Genomic DNA, 20,398 nt, shown 5'->3' with positions numbered 1-20,398 from the left:
GGTGCCGCCGTGGCGCTGGCACTGGCGGGCGCGGCCGGGGTGCGCAAGTCCGACACCAACCCGTGCCCGTTCGACGAGGACATGCTGGAGTACTACCGGGACCTGCTGGCCCAGTACGACGTGCCCTACGAGGAACAGCGGCTGTACCGGGGTCCGAACGTCAGCTACACCGAACTGGCCGACGCGCTGCTCGCCGCGCTGGGGCACGAGATCACGGCGCCGGACGTCGTCCTGCTGACCTACGCCGTGCCGGACCTGCACCCGCTGCGGGTGGTCTCCGCCTACGTCAACGAGCGGCTGGGCGGCGGCGCGTACAGCATGGCGCTGTCCGAGCAGGGCCTGCGCTCGCCCTACACCGCGTTGCAGGTGGCGGACGCGTTCCACCGGTCCGGGCGGTGCGACACGGCGTTGCTGCTCGTGCTGGAGCAGACCTCGCTGCCCTACCACGACCCCCTGGTGCACGACACGCCGTTGACGGAGACGGCCGCGGCGCTGGTGCTGCGGTCCGCGCCCGGTCCGGTGGCCGGTCCGCCGTGGACCGGCACACCGGCCGAACTGGCGGCGGTGCTCGACGCCACCGACCCCGACACGGTGGTGGTCGCGGGCCCGTGGGTGGAGGCGGGCGCGGCGCCCCGCATGGTCCGCAGCGCCACCGGCACGTACTGCACGAGCGTGTGGCTCACGCTCGCGGAGAAGCCGGACCTGTGGCGTGACAACACCTCCGGGATCCTGCTCTGCGACGTCGACCCGCGCACGGGCCGGGCGCACGCGGTGCGGCTCGATCCCGCCCCGACCCCCGGTGAGGCACCCCGATGACCACCCTCGCACCCCCGACGACCTATGCCGCCGGGCTCGACGCCGCCCACGACTCCGTCGCGCCCGACACGCCGAACGTGGTGGTGGTCGGACCGGGCGGATTCGCCTACACCACGCCGGCGCGGCTGGCCGAGGGGCCGTCGTGGCTGTCCGCGGCGACCGGGCACCGGCTGCACGGCGCGGACGTGCGGCCGGTCCCCAACCGGGTGGCCGCGCACCACGGCGTGGCCTGCGTCCGGCTCGTCGACCCCACCTCGGGAGACCCGGCGGCGGCCCGCCCGGACCTCCTGCGCCACCACCTGCTCCGGGCGCACACCAGGCTGCTCGCGCGCACCGTCGAGCTGGCCGTCGCCGACCTCGGCCGGCGCACCACGGCGGGCGGCCCGCTGCTGGGCAGGCAACTCGTCCAGGCGGGTCTGGCCGACGCGGTGCTGCTGGTCGAGGAGACCGACGGGCTGCTGGACGGCGGCCACGACGCGCACCCCGCCGTGTTCGCCCGGCTGGTGCGCGGCGGCCGGGCGTTGCTGCGGCTGCTGGGCGGGGCGAGCTTCCTGATCGACGGCCCCGGCGGCGCCGTGCTCACCGCCGAGCAGGTCGGCACCCTGTACCTGGCGGTGCGCCATGACCGCTGACCTCCCCGACCACCTGCGCGCGCTGGACGCGCACTGCGTCGAGATCGCCGGCGAGCTCCGCGAACCCGGCCTGGTGCTCGACGAGGACCCGGACGCGATCACCCGCTACCTCGACCTGCCCGCCGTGCGGCTGCAGGAGGCGATGCTGATCCCGCCGCGGTTCGCCGAGGAGGCCTACCGGGTCGACCGGCACACCTTCCCCGGCGGGTCGTGCCTGTCCCGGGTCGTGGTGATGGACCGGCTCGCGTACGGCGACCCGGGCGTGCTCCTCGCGGCACCGGGCCCCAGCCTGGCCGGAGCCGCGGTGCAGGCGCTGGGCAGCGAGCGGCAGCAGAGCCGGTTCTTCGAGCGGTTCGCCAAGGAACCGACCTGGACGTTCTTCGCGCTCACCGAGCACGGGAGGGGTTCGGCGGCGGCCGAGCTGGAGACCCGCCTGGTCCCCACCGAGGACGGGTACGCCGTGCACGGCGCCAAGAAGTACATCGGGACCGGGGCACGGGCGCAGACCGGGGTGGTGTTCTGCCGCCGCGCGCCCGGCCCGCTGGGCATCGAGGCCGTGCTGGTGGACACGCCCGCACCCGGCTTCCGCGGTGAACTGCTGCCGATCCTCGGGTTGCGCGGCGTCCGGATCAGCGAGCTGGTCTTCGACGGGCTGGCGGTCGACCCGGACATGGTCCTGGGGTCCGACCGACGACCCAGTCGCCGCGGTTTCCTCGGCGCCCGGCAGACCCTGGCGACCTACCGGCCCTCGTTGGCCGCCATGTCCCTCGGGGTCGCCGACGCCGCGCTGGACTACGCGCGGGCGGCGCGGACCGCGGTGTCCACCGCCGACGAGCACCGGCTGGCGGACCTCGGGGCCCGGGTGGCCGTGGCCAGGCGACGGGTCCGCGAGGTGGCCGTCGCGCTGGACGCGGGCCGCCCGGACCGGCACGGGACCTCGGCGGTGAAGCTGACCGCGACCAGGCTGGCCGAAGAGGCCACGCTGCTGGCCGTCGACCTGCTCGGGCCGACCGCGCTGCTGGAACACCCGTGGCTGGACAAGACCTACCGGGACGTGCGGGCGTTCGAGTTCATGGAAGGCGCGGGCGACATCCACCGGCTCACGGTGTTCCAGGGCGCCCTGCGCGACGCCGGCGGTGGGGCGTGACGGCCACCGCCGTCGAGGGGGCGTCGCTGACCGGCCGGGCGCGGCGGATGGCGGTCGGCCTGGCCGCGATGACCACCGCGGGCACCCTGCTCCAGGTGGCCGTGACGGCGTTCCTCGGCCACCTCGGCGGAGACGCGCTGTACCTGCGCTCGGTGTACGTGCCGTTCGGGTTCGTCAGCATGGCGGTCGGCGAGGGCATCGCGATCGCCACGCAGGTGTCGGCGTCGGCGCTGCGCCGGCAGGGCGACACCGCGCGGATCGGTGGCGTGCTGGTGCTGATGACCGTGCTCGGCGTCGGTGGCTTCGCCGGGCTCGCGCTGGTCGTGCTCGCGGGCTCCGGGCCGCTGGAGGCGTTCCTGGCGGTGCCGGCGGAGCGGCGGGACGACGTGCGGGTGTTCCTCGTGGCGGTGCTCGCGGCCAACGGTCTGACCATGCCGCCCGTGCTCGCCGGCGCGGCGCTGCGCGGGACGGGCCGGGCCACCGCCGCCGCTCACCTGGCCGTCGCCGCCACCGTGATGACCCTCGGCGCGGTCCTCGCGACGCACCGGCTGTGGGGCCTGGGCGCGATGAGCGTCCCGGTCGGGCTCGCGGCGGGCTCCGTGCCGCTCGCGGTCCTCGGCGGGGTGGTCCTGCGCCGGGGCGGGGTGGTGTTCCGGTGGCCCGCGGACCCGGGCCCCGCGCTGCGCCTGCTGCGCCAGGTGGCGCTGCCGGTGGCCGGGTCGTTCCTGGTGCTGTCCGGCGCCTCGCTGGGCTACCTGTGGCTGATCCGCGACGCCGGCGTGGCCGGGGTGACCGGTTTCGGGCTCGGCCAGACCGTGCAGCTGTTCCTCATCGTCCCCGCGATCGCGATCGGCTCCGCGGTCGCGATCACGGTGACGCTGCACGGCGGCGCCGCGCGCGCGAACGCCTTCCGCATGGTGCTGCGGCTGGCCCTGCCGACCTACGCGGGCATCGCGGGCGCGGTCTACCTGTGCCGCGAACCGCTGGTGGACCTGCTGACCGCCGACGCCGCCGTGCGCGAGGTCGCCGTCGACTACCTGGGTTTCGTCGGGCCGTCCCTGTGGGCGCTGGGCGTCACCCTCGCCCTGCTCACCTACCTCGAGCAGGCCGGGCGGGCGGTGGCGGCGCTCGTGCTCAACGTGACGTTCTTCGCCGCCGTCCTGGCGGTCGGCGCGGCCCTCCCGGACCCGCTGCCCGCGCACTCGCTGGTCGTGCTGCTGGCCCTGGCCAACGTCGTCGGCTGCGGTTGCGTCCTGCTCAGCACCCGGGCGCTGCTGCGCGGACCCGAGGTGGTGGCGGCATGAGGGTCGGGGTCGACCTCGCGCGCGTCGGTGAACTCGACCGGCTGCTGTCCCGGCCGTGGTTCCGCCGGTACTTCTTCTCGCCGCACGAACTGCGGCAGGCCGACACCCTGGCCGCGCCGCGGGCGGCGGAGTACCTCACCGGGCGGTTCGCGGCCAAGGAAGCGGTGCTCAAGGTGCTCGGCCACGGCCTGTTCGAGGGCGTCTCGCCGCACGAGATCGAGCTGTTCCGGCAGGACTCGGGCGAACCCGCGATCCGGCTGTCCGGCGGTGCCCGGGACGCCGCCGAGCGCCTCGGCGTGGCGTCGGTGACGGTGTCCCTCGCCCACAAGGGCGCGGACGTCGTCGCCGTGGCGATCGGGGTGGCGCGGTGACCCGCCCGCCGCCCGAGCTGGACCGGCTGCTGGCCGACCTGCGCCGCGCGAGTCACGCGCTGGACGCCTTGGCCCCGCTGGACGACGCCGTGCTGTGGGCGGCCCGGTGCGCGCTGGACGCCTCCGCCCTCCTGGTGCGGTCCTACCAGGACACCAACCCCGAAACGATGTCGGAGGCGGTCGCCGCCTCCCGCGCGAGCGCGGTCGCCGCGACCGACGCCGCCCGACGAAGCAGGGAGAGACCAACGTGAGCGAAGCCGGCGGCGTACCCGAGGTCGTCCTGGGTTACAGCGGGTTCGACGGCACCGCGGAGTTCAAGCGGGCCCACTTCCCCGACCTCACCGACGGCGAGGCCCGGCTGTGCCAGGGCCTGGACGCCGCGGCCGCGCTCCTGGTGGACGGGCGGCTGGTCGCCGCGGTCCAGCAGGAGCGGTACTCGGGCCTGAAGTACGACCACGCCTTCCCCGCCGACGCGATCCGGGCGTGCCTCTCCATCGCGGGCCTGTCGATCACCGACGTGGACCAGGTGCGGCACGGCTTCGACTACGGCCTGGCCAAGGTGCTCTCGCTGGGCGACGAGCGCAGCCGGCGGCGCTACGACGAGGTGTACCGCCCGGAGCGGCAGACCGCGTTGCTGCACCGGCACTTCCCGGAGCTGTCCGGCCTCGACGTGCGGCCGGTGCGCCACCACGACGCGCACGCGCTGACCGCCGCCGTCCCGAGCGGGTTCGAGGAGGCGCTCGTCGTCGTGGTCGACGGCATGGGGGAACTGCACGCGGTGACCGTGTACCGGTGGGCCGGCGGCACGCTGACCCGCCTGGCCGCCCTGGACTTCCGCAGCAGCCTGGGCCTGTTCTACTCGGTGATGACCATGCACCTCGGCTACTGGCCCAACAGCGACGAGTACAAGGTGATGGCGATGGCCGCCTCCGGTGACGCCGAGCGGTTCGCCGGCACCATGCGGGAGGCCGTCGTGCTCCGCGCCGACGGCCGCTTCGACATCCCGTTGCTGCAGCGCAACCACGACCCGGTGAGCAAGGAGACCTTCGCCGGGAGCAGGCGGTGGCTGGCCGAGCAGGGCTGCCCGCCGGCGGACGGGGAGATCGGCCAGGTGCACTTCGACCTGGCCGCGGCGGGCCAGCGGCGGCTGGAAGAGGCGTTGTTCCACCTGGTGGGGCACTGGGTCGCCCGGACCGGGCTGCGCCGCGTGGCGTTCGCCGGCGGGGTGGCGCTCAACTGCGTGGCCATCGGCAAGCTCGCCGCGTCGGACCTGGTGGACGGTGTGTACGTGCAGCCCGCCGCCGGCGACGAGGGCACGGCGGTCGGCGCCGCGCTGCTGGGCGCGGACCTGCCGCGCGCCGCCGAGCACTACCCGGTGAGCACGTTCCTGGGGCCGGACGTGGACTCCGACCGCGTGCCCGCGCACTCCTACTTCACCGTCGAGGTGGACGACGTGGAGGCGGTCGCCGCGCGCCTGCTGGCCAAGGGCCTGGTCGTGGGCTGGGCGCAGGGGCGGCTGGAGTTCGGGCCGCGCGCGTTGGGCAACCGCAGCATCCTGGCCGACCCGCGCCGGCGGGAGACCCGGGACCGGGTGAACGCGGCGGTGAAGTTCCGGGAGGGGTTCCGGCCGCTGGCGCCCATCGTGAAAGCCGAGTGCGCGACGCGGTACTTCCGCATCCCGGCGGGCACGAACATGCGGCACATGACCATCGCGGTGCCCGTGCGCCCGGAACGCGCCGACGAGATCGCCGCCGTGGTGCACGACGACGGCACCGCGCGGGTGCAGGTCGTCCACGCCGCCGAGCAGCCGCGCCTGTGGCGGGTGCTCGACGAGTTCGAGCGGCTGACCGGGGTGGGCACGCTGATCAACACCTCGCTGAACGTGAAGGGCCAGCCGACGGCCCGGTCGGCGAGCGAGGCGTTCCGCACCTTCGACGAGTCCCGGCTGGACGTGCTGGTCGTCGGCGGGGTCGTGCACGCCAAGGAGTGGGCGGTGTCGGACGTGCTGGCGGCGACGGCGCGGACACCCGCCCCCGCGGCGTAGCGCTCAGCCCGGTTGCGGGCGGGCGGGCTGGTCGAGCAACGCGGCGGCCCGCACGCCCGCCTGGAACCGGCTGACCGAGTTCAGGTTGTGCAGCAGGGTCGCGATGTGGCGGCGGCACGTCCGCACGGACATGCCCAGGTGCCGGGCGACGCCGTCGTCGGTCAGCCCCCGGGCCATCAGGCGGGCGATGGACCGGTGCAGGTCGTCGGCCGCCTCGGCGTACCCGTGCGCCGCCGCGCTGTACGGCGTGGCGTCCTCCCAGTGCTGGTTGACCATGTCCACGACGAACCGCACCACCCCGCGGTCACGCACCCGCCGCGCGGTCGGCTGCCCGCCGGGCGTCGCCGGGAGGTCCAGGAGAACGGCGAGGGATTCGTCGAAGACCACCGCCGCGCGCGGGAGGTGGCTGCGCGTCCGGATCTGCGCGCCGGCATCGAGGAGTTGCGAAACTTTTGCGCGGGAAGCAAACCTCGCTCGGCTTTGGTGGGGGCAGATGAGTCGGATCGAGACACCCCGGTCGAGCGCGTCGTAACACGTTTCCAGTAACTCGTCCACCAACTCCTCGTCATGCCGACCGGGGCGCAGCACCACCAGTTCGCGGCGGCAGTCCCGACCGGCCGAACCGAGCATGCCGCGGATCTCCGCTACTCCACTCACACCATCTACTACGCCGATGTGCTCAGCGTCGCGCCGAGCCGAACCCGCAATGCCGGCGATGCGTTCCCGGAACCGGTCGGCCAGCTCCTGCCACTGGTAGATTGCTCGCTCGATGGGCGAGACCAGGGCCGTCGCCGCGAGCTGCGGCACGCTCGGCAGGAGGTGGTCCCGGGTGGTGGGATCGGTGCGCAGCAGATGAAGTTCGACCAGCCGGGCGACCGCGACATAGATTTCGGATATGGGAACGCCGAGTTCCGCCGCCGCTACTTCGAGAGATCTTATCGCACCCTGGCGAATGGCGTAGTCGTAGAGCCGGTTTTCCAGGCGGTCGCTGTTCGCACCTGCCGAGCTGCCCTGGTCGGCTTGGTCATCGATCACCCCGCCACTATTAGGTCCGGTGCGCCCGATGTACAGGCCGCGGTGTTGCCTGTTTCCGGGCAACACCGCGGTCGCGGCGCGGTGGGGGAATCGGGCGGACAATGAGTGCGGGGTTCGGCGGCGCGGGCGGCGCGGAACCGTTCGGCCGATTGCTCAGGGCGCACCGCCACCGGTCGGGCCTGTCCCTGGCGCAACTGGCCGCCCTGGTCCACTACGACCGCGGGTACATCAGCAAGATCGAGACCGGCAAGCGACCGCCGTCGCCGCGCTTCGCCCAGGCCTGCGACCGGGTCTTCGACACCGGCGCCACCTTCGCCTCGACGGCGGCGGCCCTGGAGTCCTCCACCCGGCGGCGGCACGACTGGGCGAGGCCCGCCCAACTGCCCGCGGCGAGGCGGGACTTCGTCGGGCGCGAGCGCTTGCTGGCCGACCTGGACCGGGCGCTCCTGGACGGCGAGCGGTCACCGGCCGTGCCCGTGGTGGTCGTCGAGGGTCCGCCGGGCGTCGGGAAGACCGAGCTGGCCGTCCAGTGGGCACGACGCAGCGTGGACCGCGGGCACTTCACCGACGGGCAGCTGTACGTCGACCTGGGCGGCGCGAGCGCCGGACCGCCGCCCGCGGACCTGCTGGCCGACGTGCTGGTCGCGCTGGGGGTCCCCCACCCCCGGATCCCGACCGGCGTGGACCAGCGGGCCGCCTCGTTCCGCTCGCTCCTGCACGACCGGAAGGTGCTGCTGGTCCTGGACGACGCCGCACACCCGACCCAGGTCCGCCCCTTCCTGCCCGGTTCGCCGGGCTGCGCGGTGGTGGTCACCAGCCGGGTCCGACTGCCCGACCTGGCCTCCCGCCTGGGCGCGACGACCCTCACGGTGCCGGACCTGACCGCCGCCGAAGCCGTGCACCTGGTCCGCTCGATCATCGGCGACCGGTGCACCGACATCGACCCGGAGGCCATCGCGCGCCTGTGCGGCTACCGACCACTGGCACTGGCGCGGGCAGCCGAACACGCGGTCACCCACGGACCGGACAACGCCCTGCCCGCCGACATCCACTCGGGGGCGTCACCGGCCCGCAGGCGTTCGGGCTGAACCCGCACCCGCGGTCGACGCCCTCGGCAGGCCCGCGCCGGCGGCGTCCGGCTTGTTGGCACTAACATCCGTCCACCGCACCAGGTCCGGACCGCGCAACCCCGACCGGCAGCCCCTTCCGACAGCGGGCAAACGCCGTGCGGCCCGGCCATTCGGTGGCTTGCCTCGGCCGCCCCTCCGGAGTGACGCTGCTGTGGTCGCGGGATTCCGGCTTGGGGGCGGGGCGAACACGTGGACGAACTGGAGACGCTCGACGATCTCCGCGCCCGTCACGGGCCGATCTTCCGACGCGGGCCGGGCGTGCTCTACGTGAGCGAACCGGCCGAGGCCAAGGCAGTCCTCGCCAACACCGGGTCGCGCTACCGGGAGCACTCCGACTTCTTCCAGACCAGCAAGGGCGTCTTGGGTCCGCGTTCGACGCAACAGGAGATCGGCCGGGTGGCGCGCACCCTGCTGCGGGACCACTGGGTCGCCCGGTCGGACCGGCTGGCGGCGATCGTCGAGCGCGGGATCGGGCCGGACAGCCGCTGGCCGGATGCGGGAAACCTGTTGCTCTACACGTGTTTCCGCGACGTGTTGGCGCCGGAGGGCGAACTGCGCGGGTTGGTCGACCAGGTGGTCCGGCACGCGGTCCTGGCCGGCGCGCGGGACCGGCGGTCGGTGCTGTCCCGGGCCGTGCTGCGGCGCAGGGTCCGCCGTGGGTTGGTCGTGGAGCTGTCACGCCGGCGCACGCGGGGTGTGAGGACACCGCGCGACCTGCTGGACGTCCTCGCCGCCGCCGCGCCCGAAGGCACGGTGCCGGCGCAACTGGCCGAGGTGTACCTGTCGTTCCTGTTCGCGGTCACGGGCTCGACGGGGTTCCTGTTGGGCTGGTCGGTGTACCTGCTCGGCACCGAACCCGGCGCGGGCGGCGACCTGGCCGGCGTCGTGCGCGAGGCGTTGCGGCTGTGGCCGGTGGCCTGGAACTTCGGCCGCTTCCCCGCCGAACCCCACCGCCTGGCCGGGACCGAGGTCACGACCTCCGACGAGGTGGTGGTGTGCGGCTACCTCGTGCACCGGGACAGCCGCTTCTGGCCCGACCCGACCGCGTTCCGACCGGACCGCTGGTCGGGTGGCCTGCCGCCGGGTGCCGCGGAGGCGTACATCCCGTTCGGCTGGGGCGCCCACACCTGCGTGGCGGCGGGCTTCGCCATGACCGTGGTCGAGGACGTCCTCCGGCTGCTGCCGCCGTTCGAGCGGTGGCGGGTCGAGGCCCACCGGCACCGGCCGCACGTCGCGGCCGCGCTCGCGCCGCCGGACTTCACCCTGCGCACGAACGGTGCGCGCGAGAGCGGAAGGAGGTGACCATGGCGAAGCTCATCCACGCCGCGCTGGTAGCGCTCAACATCCGCAAGAGCGACGGACAGTACCGCTGGTACGTGTACCACCACATCTGATCGGTGCCGACGGGGAGCGTGGCCACACGCTCCCCGCCTTCTCTGGGAGACCCATGACGACCGGTCGCGACGACCCGGACCTGCTGGCGAACCTGCGTGCCCCCAACGCCGAGCACGACGGGGTGTTCTGGCACGGCGACCGGCTGATGGTGTTCGACGCCGACGCGGCGAGCGGGGTCAACGCCGAGAACTTCGCGGACCTGACGCTGCCCGACCGGTTCGTCGACCGGATCCGCGGTCGCCGCAGCGCGGCGGTGTCGTGGCGGCAGGTGCGTTCGCTGTGGCTGTCCCAGCTGCGGGTGCTCAGCGGCGAGGACCACCTGCGTGCACTGGCCGACCGCATGGCCGCGGTGCTGGACGGCCGCCGCGACCAGCACGTGGATTTCGCATGGCTGGCACACGAGGTGACGTTCCGCTCCCTGGTGCCCGTGGTGCTCGACGGACTGTCCACTTCGGACCTCGCCTGGCTGGACCGCGACGCGATCGCGAAGCTGACCCGCCTGGACGCGGGCCCCGGTGGTCAGACCCGCCGGCAGCGGTGGCAGGCCGTCGTCGCCCAACTGCACACCGGTCGGGTCGTGCGCAAGGAGATCCGCCGCCGGGCGCGCGGCGGGCGCACCCGCACCGACCTCACCCAGCCCGTCGTGGACCGGTTGCTGCCCGCGCTGGGCCCCGACCGGGCGTTGGAGGCCGTGACGACGGTCCTGACCGCGATCGCCGGGCCACCGGGCGCGGTCGCCGGCTGCCTGGCGTACGAACTGGCGAGACGCCCCGAGTGGGTGGCCGCCCTGACGGAGGAGTTCACGGCCGTTCCCGTCGAGCAGCTCTACCGGACCGGCACCCGGTCCGCCCCGACCGCGCACCAGTTCGTGAAGGAAGTCCTGCGGATGTGGTCGGCACCGCTGCTGATGACCCGCAGCGCGCGGGTCCCGCTGACGGTGCGCGGCAACCGGCTCGGGGTGGGCCGGCACTACCTGGTGAGCCCCTACCTGGTCAACCACGACGAGCGGCACTGGCCGGACCCCGACACGTTCGACCCGCACCGGTGGTCGACCGAGGCGGCCCGACGTCCGCCGGGAGGTCACCACTACGTGCCGTTCGGGTGGGCTCCCACCGCGTGCATCGGCGCGGGGCTGGGGACCATCCAGTTGGTGCTGCTGACCCACCTGCTGTGCACCCGCTTCCGCTTGGAGCCGCGCACCCCCGACTCCGCCCGGGTCACCCTGAGCGCGGTACCGCGGCCCCTGGACTTCGACGGGTGGGTGCGCCTCCGGTGAACTTCCGGTCGTAGGCGGATCGTCCCCGGGGGTGAACGCCACACCGCCGCGGCGATCGCGCCTCTCTTGCCCTGCCTCGCATACCTCTCCCCCACTCGTGGTCGATCGGGCGAGTGCCCGCCGGAACGCCGGCCGATATGCTGGAGCGGCACCGCCACCGTTCACCCGACCAGGGGAGCTTTCAGTGGCGCGCTTGCGTTTTCTCGCTCACGCCATCGGTGCCGTGGTGCTGACGACCGTGTTGTCGGCCGCCGTGTTGACCGGTACCGCCAGTGCGTGCAGTTGTCGGCCTGGCGATACCGAAGCACAGCGGTACGCCCAGGCCGACTTCGTGTTCAGCGGCTATGTGTCCGCGTCGACCGTCTTGGAGCGCGGCAAGCCCAACTACGTCTGGGACGACCTCCGCGCGTACACCGTGCAGGTCGACCAGGAGTACAAGGGTGACGTGCCCGCGACGGTGACCGTGACGACCGCCTACGCGGAGTCGATGTGCGGGCTCACGCTCTACGTCGGCGAGTCGTACGTGGTGTTCGCGTTCACCGGGTCCACCTACGGCGAAGTGTGGTCCAACTACTGCTCCGGCACCCGCCCCGCCGGCTACGGCCCGCCCGTGACGACCACGGCCGCGGCTGCCCCGGCACTCGCCTGCGCCGCCTCCTGAGCGTGTCAGGTCTTCACCGGGGCGGTCACCGGCGGGAGTCGGCGAGCACCGCCGTGAGTTGTCGTGTCAGCGCGTGGGCGAGTCGGGTGGCCTGGTCGGCGGTGAACCAGGCTCGGGGCGTGGCCAGGTGGAGGGCGAGGGTGCGGTTCACGCGGGTGATGAAGACGGCCGGGAGGGGGCCCGGGGGTGGGGCGTAGCCGAACGTGTCGGTCAGGTGGATGTCGGGCGGGAGGGTCAGGCGGAACGGGTGGGTGGCCATGTTGGTGAGCATCATCGTGTACGGGATCGGGGTCGGCGCGTGGAGCAGGTAGCGGAGGGCTACGGCTTGGCGTTCGGCGTGCGCGGTGGCGCGGGCCTGGGTGAACTGGCGGTCGATCGAGGCGGCGAGTGCGGTGGGGGTGTGGTCGGGGGCGACCCGGGTGGTGATCGGGACGAACGACGTGGCGGTGACCAGGTGGTGGGCGGGGATGGTGGCGCAACGGCGCAGGTCGATCGTGACGCCCAGGGACAGGCGTGCCGGTCGGTCGGAGGTCGCGAGTCGGGTTCGGGCGGCCAGCAGGACGATCGCGCACAGCAGTGCGTTCGGTGTGGTGCCGTGCTCCCGGGCGGTGCGGTAGAGCCGGTGGGCCTGGGTGGTGGTGAGTTCGGTGGTGTGCAGGTGCGCGCCGGGCTCGGGTGGTGAGGTCGGTCGGTTCGGCAGTCGGGCGGCGCGGTGCAGTGCCATGTGGACGGCCTGTTGGGCCAGCCAGGCGGCGACTGCGAGCGGTCGGTGGCGTCGGGCCAGCAGGTCGTCGGTGGCGGGGAGCGGTTCCTCGGTGGGCGGTCGGGCGGGTTCCGGGGTGCCGGTCACCAGTGCGGTGTAGGTCCGCCACAGCGAGGAGATCACGGACAGGGCGGAGACGCCGTCGCTGATGGCGTGGTGGAGGGCCAGGACCAGTCGGTGCGTGCCGTCGGGGTGGGGCGTCAGGGTGGCGCGCAGCAGTGGGTCGCCCGGGGCGAAGGGCGTGTCGGACGGCTCGTCGGTGTGCCGCAGCCGCGGCGGTGGCTGGTCGGCGGCAGGGGTCAGGTGGTGGCGGTTTCCCTTGCGGGTGATGCGGTGCGTGAGCACGGGGTGGTAGTCGCTCAGCCGTCGTACGGCTCGTGCGAGCGCGTCGGTGTCGAGCGGGCCGTGGACGGTGGCACCCAGGACCACGGGGGTGCCGGTGCGCGCCACGAATTCCTCGACCGCAGACAGAGGTCGGCCCATGGGTCGCCCTTCGGGGGTCAGCGCAGGTCCGGGTCCCACCACCAGCGGATCGACGGGATCGGCGGCGGTGAGGTGTCGGCGGGTGGGGTGCGGGTGGTGGTGGCCGACGTGGTGACCGCGTGGGGGTGGCGGCCGTCGGGGTTGCGGTAGCGGTCGGCGCGCAGGCCCCAGTCGAGGTTGCCGGGTAACAGGTGCGCCAGGTGGTCCAGGTAGGCGCGCAGGGGTGCGCTCGCCCGCGGCCGGACCCGGTCGCGCAGGGCGAAGAAGCGGTGGGTGAGCCGGTCGCACAGGTCCACCGCGCGGGCGATGGCGTCACCGGTGGTGAGGTGGTGTTCCCGGCGCAGGACCTCCACCAGGCTCAGCCCGGACGGCGAGGTGCCCTCGGTGTGCGCGACCCACAGTTCCTTGCCGTAGGAGAACAGGTCGTCGTCGAAGGCCGCGGTGGTGAAGGCCAGCTCGGTCAGGGCGCGCACCGCCGGCGCGGTGAGCTCGCGTTCGGGGATCTCCTCGCCGTCCACGATCTCGGCCCACGACAGCGTGGCCGCGCCGGCGGCGGTGTGCTGGCGCAGGTGGGCGTAGTCGTCGAGCCGGGGTGTGCTCCCGGCGGCGCGGTGACCGATCTCCCACAGCACGGCCAGGAACCACGCCCGGTGCGCCTCGACGCACCGCCGCCGCTGGGTCGGGGTGGCCCACCGCGCGGCGCGGCGCGCGAGGTCCCGCACCGGCGCCAGCAGCGGGTCGCCGGCCGGCGGGGTGTCGGGGACGTCGAGCACCCGGGTGATCCTGGTGGCCAGGTCGGTCAACGGGCCGAGCCGCCGTGCGGGTGGGCCTTCGTCGCAGTGGGCGTCGTCGAAGTGGAACATCACGGTGCACCAGTCCACCGCCAGTTGCAGGCGGTCGGTGGCCGCGTTCGGCATGATCCGGCCGTAGAAGCCGGGGCAGTCGTTGCCGCGCATCCGGTCGAGCTGGTGCGACGACAGCGAGTGGAACCCGGTGATCCAGTCGGAGGTTCGTTGCGCCAGCACGGCTTCGTCGGGGTGTCGGGCCGGCGGCAGCGGGCAGTAGCGCGGCGGCAACTCCACCTTCAGGCCGGACGTCACGCCGCTCCCCCCACTTCGAGCAGCAGGCGGCGCGGGCGCAGGGCGGTGGACAGGGCGACCGGGCGGGTGTCGCTGCCCGCGGCGGCGCGCAGCCGCCACCGGCTCAGCAGCGTGGCCAGCAGCACGCTGCTCTCGGTCAGCCCGAACTCCTGTCCGGCGCACTTGCGGGCCCCGCCGCCGAAGGCGACGAACGCGCCGCGCGGGAGGTGCCGCGTGCGCTCGGGCAGCCACCGGTCGGGGTCGAACGCGTCCGGCCGGTCGTGCACGTCGGGCCGCAGGTGCACCGCGGACGGGCAGAACGCGAGGGTGGTGCCGGCGGGCAGCCGCCGCCCGCCCAACTCGACCTCCTCGGTGGTGATGCGGGTGAACAGCCAACCCGGCGGGTACAGGCGCAGCGCCTCGGTGATCACGCGCCCGGTGCGGGGCAGGTCGGTGCGGGGCAGGTCGGCGCGGGGCAGGTCGGCGCGGGGCAGGTCGGCCCGGGGCAGGTCGGCCCGGGGCAGGTCGGTGCGGGGCAGGTCGGTGCGGCGGGCGGGTTCGGCGACCTCGTCGCGGAGGGCGGCCATCGCGTCCGGGTGCCGGTCCAGCAGGTGCAGCGCCCAGGACACCGTCGCGGCGACGCTGTCCGACCCGGCGACCAGCATCGTCAGCACCTGGTCGCCGATCTCGGCGTCGTCCAGCCCGCCGGACCCGTCCTCGTCGCGGGCGGACAGCAGGGACGACAGCAGGTCACCGCGGTCGCCGTCGCCACGGCGGTAGTCCGCCACCAGGGTGTCGATGTCGCGGCGCAGGTCGGCCAGCGCGCGGTCGAAGCGGCGGTTGACCGGCACGGGCAGGCGTTGCAGCAGGCCGGGCACGAACATCCGCGCGGTGATCTGGTGCAGCAGCGTCTCCACCGACCGCCGCATCCGGTCCACCGCCGCGTCGTCGGCACGGGTGGTGAACAGGCACCGCAGCGCCGTGCGCAACGCCGCGCCGAACAGCGCCGGGTAGACGTCGACCACCTGCCCGTCGCGCCACCCCGAGGCCAGCGCCGCCGCTTCCTGCCCCATGACCTCGGCGTACCGCGCCAGCCGGGCGTGGTGGAACGCGGGCTGGATCAACCGCCGCTGACGGCGGTGCTGCGCGTGCGGGCAGCTGCCGACGCCGTTGCCGATCGTGGCGCGGACCCGGTCGAAGAACGGTCCGCCCTTGTCGAAGACCCGGTCGTCGGTCAACACCTGCCACAGCAGGTCCGGGTGGCACGGCACCAGCGCCCGCACCGGCCCCAGCCGCACCTCCACCAGGTCACCGAGCCCGGCCAGCGATCCGGTGAACCGCACCGGGTCCCGCATCATCGGCCACGCGTGACCGATCACCGGCCACCCTCCCGGCGCCACCACCGCCGTGCGGGTCATCGGACCTCCAGCGACTCCGGCAACGTCGCTCCACCATGAGCCGCGGTCACCGCGTGCGCAGGCTGGAGGCACCCGATCGGCCGACCATCATCCAGGTGACCTCGGAAGTCGCGTCACGGTGCCGCGCCGGGCACGACCGGCCACCCGCAAACCGGTTGAGCGGGCCGGGGCGGGTCGGTAGCGTCGGCCCCGTCCGTTCGGTCAACGTTCCAGGAGGCTGACGATGACGTGCATGGTTTCCGGTGGAGTCACGATCGCTCCGACCGGGGAGCGCGCCGCGCGCTGATCGTGCCGCCGACACGTCGTCGGCCGCAGCAGCGAGACAGAGCGCGCACCCCTCCTCGACTCGGAGCGGTCCTCACCGGCCCGCGGGGTTCCTCCCCGGGCCGCAGGCATCGCCGCGCGCGGTGCCGTGACCCGCGTACCGCACTCCACGAGGAGAAAACCGTGCATTCCGCACAATCCGGACCACCCGCACAGCCGTTGACCGCGGCCGAAGGTGGACCGAGCGACGTCACCCGCTCCGACGGGACCGTCCTGCGTCCCGCCCGACCCTGGACCACGACCGTCCACGCGCTGCTGCGCCACCTGGAGGACGTCGGCTTCACCGGCGCGCCCCGCGTGGTCGGCGACGGCGTCGACGGCGACGGCAACGAAGTGCTGACCTACATCGACGGAACCATCGTCCACCCGCACGCGTGGACCGACGAAAGCGTCCGGCAGGTCGGTGCGCTGCTGCGCGACCTGCACGACGCCACCGCCGGGTTCCGGCCGCCACCCGACGCGGTGTGGCAACCCTGGTGGATGCGCCACACCGGCCCGGACACCGTGATCGGGCACTGCGACGCCGGTCCGTGGCACGTCGTGGCCCGCGACGGCCTCCCCGTCGCGCTCATCGACTGGACCCTCGCCGGTCCCGTCGACCGACTCGACGAGATCGCCGCCGCAGCGTGGTGGAACGCCCAGTTGCACGACGACGACGTCGCCGAGCGCAACGACCTGCCCGACGCGGAGCACCGCGCCCGGCAGGTGGGACTGTTCCTCGACGGCTACGGGCTCCCGTCCCGCGACCGGGACGGGTTCGTCGGCCGGATGATCGAGTTCGCGATCCGCGACTGCGCCGCCGAGGCGACGTACGCGGGGATCACCCCGGACTCGACCGACCCGGGGCCGCTGTGGGCGCTGTCCTGGCGGGCCCGGGCAGCCGCCTGGATGATCCGCCACCGAGGACTGCTGGAAGCGGCCGTCCGGGGTTAGCCCGGGCCCGCTCACGCCGGCAGTCGTGAGGCAGGGTCGGGCCGTCGACCCGGCCCTGCCTTCGGCAAGCAGCCGACGGGACTACGGATGAACCGGAGCCGGAGTGGAAGAGCCAGGGCGCTCGCCGCTCGGCAAGCCGCCAGGGGTGACACGGGGGCGCGTCCTCCCTGGCGGACGGCTCGGTCAGTGCTTGCGTTGTTGCCAGAGGTTCAGGGCCAGGTAGACGCAGCCGATGGCCATGAGGGCACCGTGGGCGATGCGCACTGGCAGCGGGGTGTAGAACTGGGGGAAGAAGAGGACCATGCCGGCTGCCAGCGGGAGCGCGCTCCACTTGCTCAGCTTCTCCGAGCGGGCCGTGGCGATCGCCGTCAGGATCCCGCCGACCGCCAGCAGCAGGAGGCCCAGGGCGAACGTCGTGGCGGCCAGCGGGTGGTAGCGGAAGTCCGCGGCCAGGTCCGTGAGGCTCGGGTCGTTGTCCCGCAGCGCCCGTTCGCCGATCACGTGCAGGGCGAAGTCCTCCGCGCCGTAGTACGGCAGCACCAGGCCCGCGCCCAGCCACGTCGTCATCAGCGCGGTTCGGGCCGGGGCCAGGTCGAGCAGCGCGTAGAGGCCGATCGGCACCAGGATGAAGCCGATCATGGCGAACAGGTGGGTCGCCATCCAGGCCGTCGTCGCGAACGTCGTCGCGTCGTCGCCGGCCGGTCTCAGGGCCGGGTACAGCAGGAACATCACCCCGGCCACGGTGAGGGCTGCCGCTCCCAGCACGGGTGACGGGGTGGCCGGACGGCGGGTTTCGGTGGTCATGGGGCAAGTCTGTGCGGCGTGGAATCGGGCAGGTAGATGCCGATGTCGTCGGCTGCCGATGATGAACGTCATCGGTCCCTTGCCCCGAACGGCCCCGGCCGCTTAGCGTTGCGTGCCTGTCGTCCGCGTCGAGCGAGGGTCGGACTGAACGAGAACCAGCTCTCCCGTCTCGCGCTGGTCGCCGTCCTGGTGGCGACCGTCGCGATCGTGGTGGTCGGGCTGCTCCGCCTCGGCGGCGAGGGCTCCGCGCACCCGGGCCTCGCCGTCGTCGCCACCTGCCTGTACCTGCCCGTGGTGCTGTGGCAGTTGCGCCGGACCGCCCTCGGGCTCCCGCCGCGCGGGTCGGGGTGGCGGCTCGGCTTCGTCGCGGTGGTCGTGCTCGGGACGCTGCCGGTGGTCGGGGCGCAGTGGCTCGGGGCGCTCTACCCGCTCGCGGCGCTGGTGCTGCTCGTCGTGCGGATGCCCTGGGGGCTGGTGGTGTTCGCGGCCCTGGTGCTGCTGCCCATCCCGGTCACGCACGCCTACGGCCAGGGCGGGTGGGCCGCGTACTTCGCGCTCGGCGTGGCGCTGTTCGGGCCCATGACGGCGTTGCCCGTGCTGCTCATCCCCGCCGTGCGGGAGTTGCGCGAGGCCAGGGTGCGGCTCGCCGAGGAGGCCGTGGTGCGCGAACGGCTCCGCCTGGACGCCGAGTTGCAGGCCGAGGTCGGCACGGCGCTCGACCGGATCGCGTCGTTGGGCGACCGGCCGGAGCAGGTGCGCGAGATCGTGGACACGGCGCGCGGCGCGCTCGCCAACGCCCGCCGGACGCTGGCCCGGTTCCGCCCCGCGCCCGCGCACGCCGAGCTGGACGCGGTCGCGACCCTGTTGCGCGCGGCCGGGATCGAGGCCGAGGTGGACGTGCCGCCCGGCGCGCCGCTGCCCGAGTCGGTGGGCGTCGAGCTGCGGCGGGAGGTGGCGCGGTTGTTGGCGGACGAGTCGGTCCGCCGCTGCCGGATCGCGGTCGTCGGCGCCCGGCTGGAGATCACCCGATGACCGCCGCGAACGCGCGGTGCCTGGTGGTCGGTGTGCACGTGCCGATGGTGGCGGTTCCGGTGTGGTTCACCGGGTTCGGCGTGTCGGGCGTGCCCGGCCGCGACCCGGTGCTCGCCGTGGTGCTCGGGGTGCTGCTGTGCGCCCTGCAGTTGCGGCACAGCCTCGCGGCCGTCGACGCCCGACGCCCCGCCGGGTGGCGGTGGACGCTGCCGGCCGTACTCGCTCTGGCCTACCTGCCGCTGTGGTGGCTGGGCTGGTGGGACGTCTGGTCCGCCGCGCAGTTGTGCGCGTTCTCGTCCGTGCTGATGCTGACCACCGGGGCGGTCCGGGTGGGAGCCCTGGCGCTGCTCGTCCTGTTCGCCGTGGGCAGCGAGGTGGTGGTCCGGTCGCCGGGATCGGTGTCCCAGGCGGTGTACGCGGTGGCCTACGGCCTCACCACGGCGGCCTACCCGCTCGTCGCGTACGCGGCCGTGCGGTTGGGGCGGGTGCTCACCGAACTGGAGGCCACCCGCGCGGAACTGGCCGAGGCGGCGGCCGGGCGCGAGCGGTTGCGGTTGTCGCGCGACCTGCACGACCTGTTCGGCCAGAGCCTGTCCGCGATCTCGCTCAAGGGCGACCTCGCGCTGCGGCTGCTCCCGCACGACCCGGACGCGGCCCGCGCGGAGGTCGCCGGCGCGACGGCGCTGGCCCGGGACACCGCGCGGCGGATGCGGGCGATCTCGCTCGACGAGCACGCGGTGTCGCTGCGGGCGGAGGTGGACGGCGCGGTGGAGCTGTTGCGCACGGCGGGGATCGGGGCGCTCGTGGACGTGCCGGACGTCCCGCCGGCCGCGGAGCCGGTGCTGGCGTGGGCCGTGCGGGAGGGGGTCGCGAACGTGCTGCGGCACAGCGAGGCCACGACGTGCTCCCTCGCCGTGACCCGCCGGGCCGGTGTCGTGCGGTTGGAGATCGTCAACGACGGCGTGCGCGGCCCGGAGGGCTCGGGGCACGGCCTGGCCGGTCTCGCCGCGCGCGCCGAGGCGCTGGGCGGGACCGTCGGGGCCGGCCGCGGCGGCGAGGAGTTCCGGCTGGTCGTGGACGTGCCGGAGGAGGTCCGGTGATCCGGGTGCTCATCGCCGAGGACATGCACCTGATCCGGCGGGCGTTGGCGGCGTTGCTGCTGCTGGAGGACGACATCGAGGTGGTCGCGGACGTGGACCGGGGCGACCTGGTGGTCGAGACCGCCCTGCGCGTCCGGCCGGACGTCGCCGTGCTGGACATCGAGCTGCCGGGCGTGGACGGCCTGACCGCGGCCGCCGAGCTGCACCGCCGGCTGCCGGAGTGCCGGACGCTGGTGCTGACCGGCCTCGGCCGGCCGGGGAACCTGCTGCGCGCCCTGCAGTCCCACGTGCGGGGCTTCATCACCAAGGACGCGCCGCCCGAGGCGCTGACCGATGGCATCCGCCGCGTCGCCGCCGGTCAGCGCGTCATCGACCCGGACCTCGTGGCCACGGCGCTGGAAACCGGCGGCAGCCCGCTGACCCCGAGGGAGACCGACGTGCTGCGGGCGGCCGGGACGGGCGTCAGCACCGAGGAGATCGGGACCCTGCTGTCCCTCTCCCCCGCGACCGTCCGCAACTACCTGTCCAACGCGATCGGCAAGGTCGGCGGACGCAACCGGATCGACGCCCTTCGCATCGCCCGGGACGCGGGCTGGCTCGACACCTCCTGACCCGACCACCCGGCGGCACCCCCGCACGACCCGCGGCCGC

At 74.1% G+C, this 20,398-nt stretch carries 21 protein-coding genes; 16 read left to right on the top strand and 5 right to left on the bottom strand.

Annotated elements, in window-relative coordinates:
* Window positions 1–9: 9 nt before the first annotated feature.
* Genes DFJ66_RS39765 through DFJ66_RS39735 form a run of 7 tightly spaced genes read left to right on the top strand, consistent with a single transcriptional unit; the run spans window position 10 to window position 6,314 of the window.
* A complete protein-coding gene (locus tag DFJ66_RS39765; protein WP_121229646.1) occupies window positions 10–816 on the top strand; it encodes a hypothetical protein in 807 nt (268 codons plus the stop codon).
* Entirely contained in the window at window positions 813–1,448 is a 636-nt protein-coding gene (locus tag DFJ66_RS39760; protein ID WP_121229644.1) for a hypothetical protein, read from the top strand. Before DFJ66_RS39765 ends, DFJ66_RS39760 begins: the two co-directional genes overlap by 4 nt.
* Window positions 1,438–2,595 carry an acyl-CoA dehydrogenase family protein gene (locus DFJ66_RS39755; protein WP_121229642.1) on the top strand — a complete coding sequence of 386 codons (1,158 nt, stop codon included), beginning with the start codon at window positions 1,438–1,440 and terminating at the stop codon, window positions 2,593–2,595. Before DFJ66_RS39760 ends, DFJ66_RS39755 begins: the two co-directional genes overlap by 11 nt.
* Window positions 2,592–3,899 carry an MATE family efflux transporter gene (locus DFJ66_RS39750; protein ID WP_121229641.1) on the top strand — a complete coding sequence of 436 codons (1,308 nt, stop codon included), beginning with the start codon at window positions 2,592–2,594 and terminating at the stop codon, window positions 3,897–3,899. The genes DFJ66_RS39755 and DFJ66_RS39750 overlap by 4 nt, the downstream gene beginning before the upstream one ends.
* Window positions 3,896–4,270 carry a holo-ACP synthase gene (gene acpS / locus DFJ66_RS39745; protein ID WP_121229639.1) on the top strand — a complete coding sequence of 125 codons (375 nt, stop codon included), beginning with the start codon at window positions 3,896–3,898 and terminating at the stop codon, window positions 4,268–4,270. The genes DFJ66_RS39750 and acpS overlap by 4 nt, the downstream gene beginning before the upstream one ends.
* On the top strand, window positions 4,267–4,521 hold the full coding sequence (locus DFJ66_RS39740) for a hypothetical protein (RefSeq protein ID WP_121229637.1): 255 nt from the start codon (window positions 4,267–4,269) through the stop codon (window positions 4,519–4,521). Before acpS ends, DFJ66_RS39740 begins: the two co-directional genes overlap by 4 nt.
* Entirely contained in the window at window positions 4,518–6,314 is a 1,797-nt protein-coding gene (locus DFJ66_RS39735; protein WP_121229635.1) for a carbamoyltransferase family protein, read from the top strand. The genes DFJ66_RS39740 and DFJ66_RS39735 overlap by 4 nt, the downstream gene beginning before the upstream one ends.
* Window positions 6,315–6,317: 3 nt before the next feature.
* Here the strand turns inward: DFJ66_RS39735 and DFJ66_RS39730 are convergent, their stop codons facing one another.
* Window positions 6,318–7,349 carry a helix-turn-helix domain-containing protein gene (locus tag DFJ66_RS39730; protein ID WP_121229632.1) on the bottom strand — a complete coding sequence of 344 codons (1,032 nt, stop codon included), beginning with the start codon at window positions 7,347–7,349 and terminating at the stop codon, window positions 6,318–6,320.
* Between the two features lie 101 nt (window positions 7,350–7,450).
* Between DFJ66_RS39730 and DFJ66_RS39725 the strand changes: the two genes are divergently transcribed.
* The 5 genes from DFJ66_RS39725 to DFJ66_RS39710 all read left to right on the top strand — a co-directional run bounded on the left by DFJ66_RS39725 (window position 7,451) and on the right by DFJ66_RS39710 (window position 11,811).
* Entirely contained in the window at window positions 7,451–8,437 is a 987-nt protein-coding gene (locus DFJ66_RS39725) for a helix-turn-helix domain-containing protein (protein ID WP_121229630.1), read from the top strand.
* Window positions 8,438–8,668: 231 nt separating this feature from the next.
* Window positions 8,669–9,781 (top strand): cytochrome P450, encoded by a 1,113-nt coding sequence (locus DFJ66_RS39720; protein ID WP_246030105.1) that lies wholly within the window; start codon window positions 8,669–8,671, stop codon window positions 9,779–9,781.
* Between the two features lie 2 nt (window positions 9,782–9,783).
* Window positions 9,784–9,873, top strand: a complete 90-nt coding sequence (locus DFJ66_RS45555) for a hyalucidin A family RiPP precursor (RefSeq protein WP_459178534.1) — start codon at window positions 9,784–9,786, stop codon at window positions 9,871–9,873.
* 53 nt (window positions 9,874–9,926) lie between these two features.
* On the top strand, window positions 9,927–11,150 hold the full coding sequence (locus DFJ66_RS39715; RefSeq protein ID WP_121229628.1) for a cytochrome P450: 1,224 nt from the start codon (window positions 9,927–9,929) through the stop codon (window positions 11,148–11,150).
* Between the two features lie 223 nt (window positions 11,151–11,373).
* Window positions 11,374–11,811: a hypothetical protein gene (locus DFJ66_RS39710; protein WP_170200004.1), complete on the top strand. Its 438-nt coding sequence runs from the start codon at window positions 11,374–11,376 to the stop codon at window positions 11,809–11,811.
* Window positions 11,812–11,836: 25 nt separating this feature from the next.
* Here DFJ66_RS39710 and DFJ66_RS39705 read toward each other — a convergent pair whose 3' ends face one another.
* Genes DFJ66_RS39705 through DFJ66_RS39695 form a run of 3 tightly spaced genes read right to left on the bottom strand, consistent with a single transcriptional unit; the run spans window position 11,837 to window position 15,554 of the window.
* Entirely contained in the window at window positions 11,837–13,057 is a 1,221-nt protein-coding gene (locus tag DFJ66_RS39705) for a phthiocerol/phthiodiolone dimycocerosyl transferase family protein (RefSeq protein ID WP_121229624.1), read from the bottom strand.
* A gap of 17 nt (window positions 13,058–13,074) precedes the next feature.
* The gene (locus tag DFJ66_RS39700; RefSeq protein WP_121229622.1) at window positions 13,075–14,157 is read right to left on the bottom strand and encodes a cattleyene synthase; all 1,083 of its coding nucleotides are present in this window, start codon (window positions 14,155–14,157) and stop codon (window positions 13,075–13,077) included.
* On the bottom strand, window positions 14,154–15,554 hold the full coding sequence (locus DFJ66_RS39695; protein ID WP_121229620.1) for a cytochrome P450: 1,401 nt from the start codon (window positions 15,552–15,554) through the stop codon (window positions 14,154–14,156). Before DFJ66_RS39695 ends, DFJ66_RS39700 begins: the two co-directional genes overlap by 4 nt.
* Window positions 15,555–16,001: 447 nt before the next feature.
* Here DFJ66_RS39695 and DFJ66_RS39690 point away from each other — a divergent pair, with 447 nt between their 5' ends.
* Complete coding sequence (locus DFJ66_RS39690) at window positions 16,002–16,811, top strand: aminoglycoside phosphotransferase/kinase family protein (RefSeq protein ID WP_211351471.1); 810 nt, start codon at window positions 16,002–16,004, stop codon at window positions 16,809–16,811.
* A gap of 183 nt (window positions 16,812–16,994) precedes the next feature.
* Here DFJ66_RS39690 and DFJ66_RS39685 read toward each other — a convergent pair whose 3' ends face one another.
* On the bottom strand, window positions 16,995–17,615 hold the full coding sequence (locus DFJ66_RS39685; protein ID WP_121229616.1) for a hypothetical protein: 621 nt from the start codon (window positions 17,613–17,615) through the stop codon (window positions 16,995–16,997).
* Window positions 17,616–17,804: 189 nt separating this feature from the next.
* Between DFJ66_RS39685 and DFJ66_RS39680 the strand changes: the two genes are divergently transcribed.
* From DFJ66_RS39680 to DFJ66_RS39670, 3 genes are read left to right on the top strand one after another with little or no spacing between them, the layout of a single operon-like run.
* Entirely contained in the window at window positions 17,805–18,647 is an 843-nt protein-coding gene (locus DFJ66_RS39680; protein ID WP_121229614.1) for a sensor histidine kinase, read from the top strand.
* Window positions 18,644–19,747, top strand: a complete 1,104-nt coding sequence (locus tag DFJ66_RS39675; RefSeq protein ID WP_121229612.1) for a sensor histidine kinase — start codon at window positions 18,644–18,646, stop codon at window positions 19,745–19,747. Before DFJ66_RS39680 ends, DFJ66_RS39675 begins: the two co-directional genes overlap by 4 nt.
* Window positions 19,744–20,358 (top strand): response regulator transcription factor, encoded by a 615-nt coding sequence (locus DFJ66_RS39670; protein WP_121229610.1) that lies wholly within the window; start codon window positions 19,744–19,746, stop codon window positions 20,356–20,358. The genes DFJ66_RS39675 and DFJ66_RS39670 overlap by 4 nt, the downstream gene beginning before the upstream one ends.
* Window positions 20,359–20,398: the final 40 nt, after the last annotated feature.

Origin of the sequence: Saccharothrix variisporea (assembly GCF_003634995.1) — a bacterium.
Classification (GTDB): domain Bacteria; phylum Actinomycetota; class Actinomycetes; order Mycobacteriales; family Pseudonocardiaceae; genus Actinosynnema; species Actinosynnema variisporeum.
This window is presented reverse-complemented; position numbering and strand designations above follow the sequence as displayed.